Annotated in this window: 4 protein-coding genes; all 4 read left to right on the forward strand. The window is 39.7% G+C overall.

Annotated features, from left to right (window positions below; genetic code table 11):
* Window positions 1-555: cytochrome d ubiquinol oxidase subunit II (locus AB685_RS27780; RefSeq protein ID WP_241773401.1), on the forward strand; the 555-nt coding region annotated here is incomplete at its 5' end.
* Window positions 556-873: 318 nt separating this feature from the next.
* Window positions 874-1,392, forward strand: a complete 519-nt coding sequence (locus AB685_RS27785; protein WP_047973839.1) for a hypothetical protein — start codon at window positions 874-876, stop codon at window positions 1,390-1,392.
* Window positions 1,393-1,491: 99 nt separating this feature from the next.
* A complete protein-coding gene (locus AB685_RS27790; RefSeq protein ID WP_047973840.1) occupies window positions 1,492-2,601 on the forward strand; it encodes a sugar diacid recognition domain-containing protein in 1,110 nt (369 codons plus the stop codon).
* A gap of 125 nt (window positions 2,602-2,726) precedes the next feature.
* On the forward strand, window positions 2,727-3,904 hold a 1,178-nt coding region (locus AB685_RS27795), incomplete at its 3' end, for an SLC13 family permease (protein WP_047973841.1).

Genomic DNA, 3,904 nt, shown 5'->3' on the forward strand with positions numbered 1-3,904 from the left:
GTATTCGACGCTGCTCATGCATTAGGGGAATCCATCCCTTTGGCAACGTATAAATATGATGGCTACAAACAGAAATCCAACGAACCGGAAGTGAAGCTGAAGCAGGTTGTATTACTGACAGATAGCAATAAAGAAGATGGATATGCGTTATTTTGGAGTTTCCCAACGATCATGGCAAGTATACTTGTGTTCTTTGCCTTAAACGAACATAATCCTACTCACTTTGAGAATATGGTAGACCTTGCTTGGATGTTTAGTTTATCTTTTCTCTTCTTTTTAGGAGCTGTGTATTATATTTGGAAAGAGAAGAACTTAGGGCTTTCGTTTATCTTTGTCATGTTACAGTTCGCGACTGCGTTCTATGGATATGGAGCATCTCATTTGCCATATCTTCTATATCCGCACCTCACGATCTATGATGGTTTTACAAACGAGGCAATGGCGATTGCGCTTATTATTGCCTTTATAGCTGGCTTGTTCCTCTTGATCCCTTCTTTATATCTATTGATGAGATTATTTTTGTTTGATAACAAATATGTACAAGGTAAAAAGTAAGGAGGATAAGAATGGATTTTTTCTTAATTATGATTGCGCCTCTTTTGATTGTGATAATCTGTATAGCTCTATTGTTTTGGTGGGGAGCAAAAGGTAAGGCTCCTTATCAATAAAYAATGCCGCCGATGAGTATTCGACTTATCGGTGGTTTTTTTATGGGTTATCAGGATAATGGTACTATTGTAGGGTAAACTATGTAGAAATTTGTAGGTTATCCGCCTTATTTTGGAGATTTTGGTTTAATTCCTTGTTGGAAGGGTATAGATTCTTAGTTATTTTTACAATGTATATCAAAGTTTTTTAATGGAGGTATGAAGGATGAAGGGGTATTTAAGCTTGCTAGTGGGGCTTTGCATACTTGGTTTGGTCGCTTGTGGCCAACCAACTGAAAGCGCTACGAATCAGATGAATTCATTCCAATTTGATCAGTTGCCGAGTTCAGATATTTCAGAGAAGATGAAGGTTTATTTATGGGAGGAAGGAGAGCGAGTGCTCCCATTTATTTCTCATGAAGAGACTCCTGAGCTTACTGAAAAGCATGATCAATTATTAGAATTAGTAATGAATGAGGAAGAACTTCACCAATCAGGTTATGATAATCGTTTCATTATACAGGAAAATGTATTCGGAGCAGAGTATGAAGGTTGGCAGGAAATTGAACTCATCGTAATGGATGATCATGTTTTTTCTACTTCACCATTCTTTCAGTTGAATGAAGTTCAATATAAAAGAACGGTGGCAATCAATTCACTACGATCACGTACCAACTCATATAAGAATCAAATTCAACTTAATCGATCAATGAACCTTAAAGATGTAGATATTCTTGGTTTATAATAGTGACAAGGTCCACCCTCCTAGAGCAGTACACTGTTTATCTAGGAGGGTTTGTTATGTAGATTAAAGGTATAAGCAGAAGGCAAACGAGGTGGAGAGATGTTAACAAAGTTATTAGCACAAGAAATCGTAGAGCGGACAATTGAGATTATTGGCTACAACGTAAATGTGATGGATAAAGACGGTATTATTATTGGGAGTGGAGATGAAAGTCGGTTGTATGAATTACACGCTGGAGCAGTAGAAGCTATTGCTAAAGGGGCGGAAGTAGAAGTGAGCGATGAGGATGTAATAAGGCTGAAAGGGACAAAGACGGGGATTAACCTGCCTATTACATTTAATGGAGAAATTGTTGGTGTTATTGGGGTGACAGGACCACTTGAGGATATTCGAGGGTATGGCAAGTTAGTCAAAATGGCGGCGGAACTTTCGTTAAGCCAAGCGTTCTTAACGGCTGAACTCCAATGGGATACTCGTCACAAAGAAGAATTAGTTAGACAAGTTGTTGAAGGGAAAGTAGATAATTGGAACTTGTTTTTAACGAGAGCTGAATCGCTCGGATTGGTGATTGAATTTCCGTGTGAAGTTCTTTATATAGAAGCACCACATTCGTTAAACCGTTCTAAAGAAGAACAACAAAAAGAAGCATTGAAAGAACTGTTAAAAGCACATGGAGAGCCAATTCAGATTCAAAAAGATCAATATATCCTTTTCTTGCTTGAAGGAAGAAGAATAAATAAAGAGAAGCTGATTCAGATCGTTCAAAGATACGAGCTAGAAATAGGTTGTGGAATGATGATTGACACCATACAAGAGTTATCCACATCTTATCAACAAGCTTTTGATTCGTTGCAAGTAGGAAAGCTTCGTGACTCAAATACAAGAATACATAGATATGAAGATCTGTTATTAGACGTTTGGTTGTATCGCATCTATCGATTATCAGATGCGGAGCATTTAAAGAAAGTAATTTTAACATTGAAGAAGGATGATTTATCGATTCAGCTAATGCAAACGCTACAAAAATATATCGAAGAAAACGGTGAAATACAACAAGTGGCATCCTCTCTCTTTGTTCATAGAAACACGATTCAATACCGCCTGCAACGAATTGCCGACATCACTAAAAAAGACCCAAGAAACCTCCAATCCCTACTTGAGCTGTATATTAGTTTGAAAATAGATCAATTCGATTCGAATTCAAAGTAGCTATATTGTGCACATGACTAAAAACACTTTAGATATTAAAGGGTTATTTAGTTTAAGTGCACAATGAATGAAGAGTAGAAAACGCTTACAATAGAGGGGAGCAATGTTGTGAGGGGGAGAAAATGATGGATGTGCAAGTAACAGCTATTGGAGCCTTATTAGGGTTAATCATTGCAATCGTAATGATTTTACGTAAAATACCACCTGTATATGCGCTAATGACAGGTGCATTAGTAGGTGGACTTGTAGGCGGAGCATCGGTGATTGATACGGTTGACTTGATGATTGGTGGAGCAGGTGGAATTATTCCTGCAGTACTAAGGATATTGGCAGCTGGTGTGTTGGCTGGGGTTTTAATTGAATCGGGAGCAGCAGCGACCATTGCTGAGGGGATTGTCAAAAAGGTGGGACAAACTCGTGCGCTACTAGCACTAGCTATTGCCACAATGATTTTAACAGCAGTTGGAGTTTTTGTTGATGTGGCCGTTATTACTGTAGCACCTATTGCATTAGCAATTGCGAGCCAAGCGGGCTTATCAAAAACTGCGATTTTGCTTGCGATGATTGGTGGCGGTAAAGCAGGAAATATTATGAGTCCTAATCCAAATACGATTGCTGTATCAGAAGCATTCAATGTACCACTTACATCGGTTATGGCAGCAGGGATTATTCCAGCTGCATTTGGTGTGACGGCTACTTATTTTATTGCAAAGCGTCTCTCTAAAAAAGGTTCAGCCGTTCAGTTAGAAGAGGTCGAATCAAAGAATGCTGCGGGGGCACCATCATTTGCGGCTGCCATCGTAGCTCCACTTGTAGCAATTGTGCTGTTAATGTTGCGGCCACTATTTGATATTGTGGTCGATCCAATGATCGCCTTACCTTTAGGTGGATTGATTGGTGCACTTGTGATGGGTAAATTTAAAATGATGAATCAATACGCTATTTCTGGTTTAAATAAAATGTCAGGTGTTGCGATTTTACTAATAGGAACGGGAGCAATTGCTGGTATTATCTCAAATTCAGGCTTGAGAGATGTGCTTATTAACGGTCTTGATGGCCTAGGCTTGCCAGCTTATGCCCTTGCACCTGCTTCAGGGATATTCATGTCAGCAGCTACAGCATCAACGACAGCAGGTTCAGCTGTAGCAAGTAGCGTGTTTGGCGCAACGTTGCTTGAGTTAGGCGTTGCCGGTCTTGCCGGTGCTGCGATGGTTCATGCCGGCGCAACCGTCCTTGATCATCTTCCGCACGGTAGTTTCTTCCATGCAACAGCAGGAAGTGTAGGTATGCAAATGCATGAACG

The sequence above is a fragment of the Bacillus sp. LL01 genome (assembly GCF_001037965.1).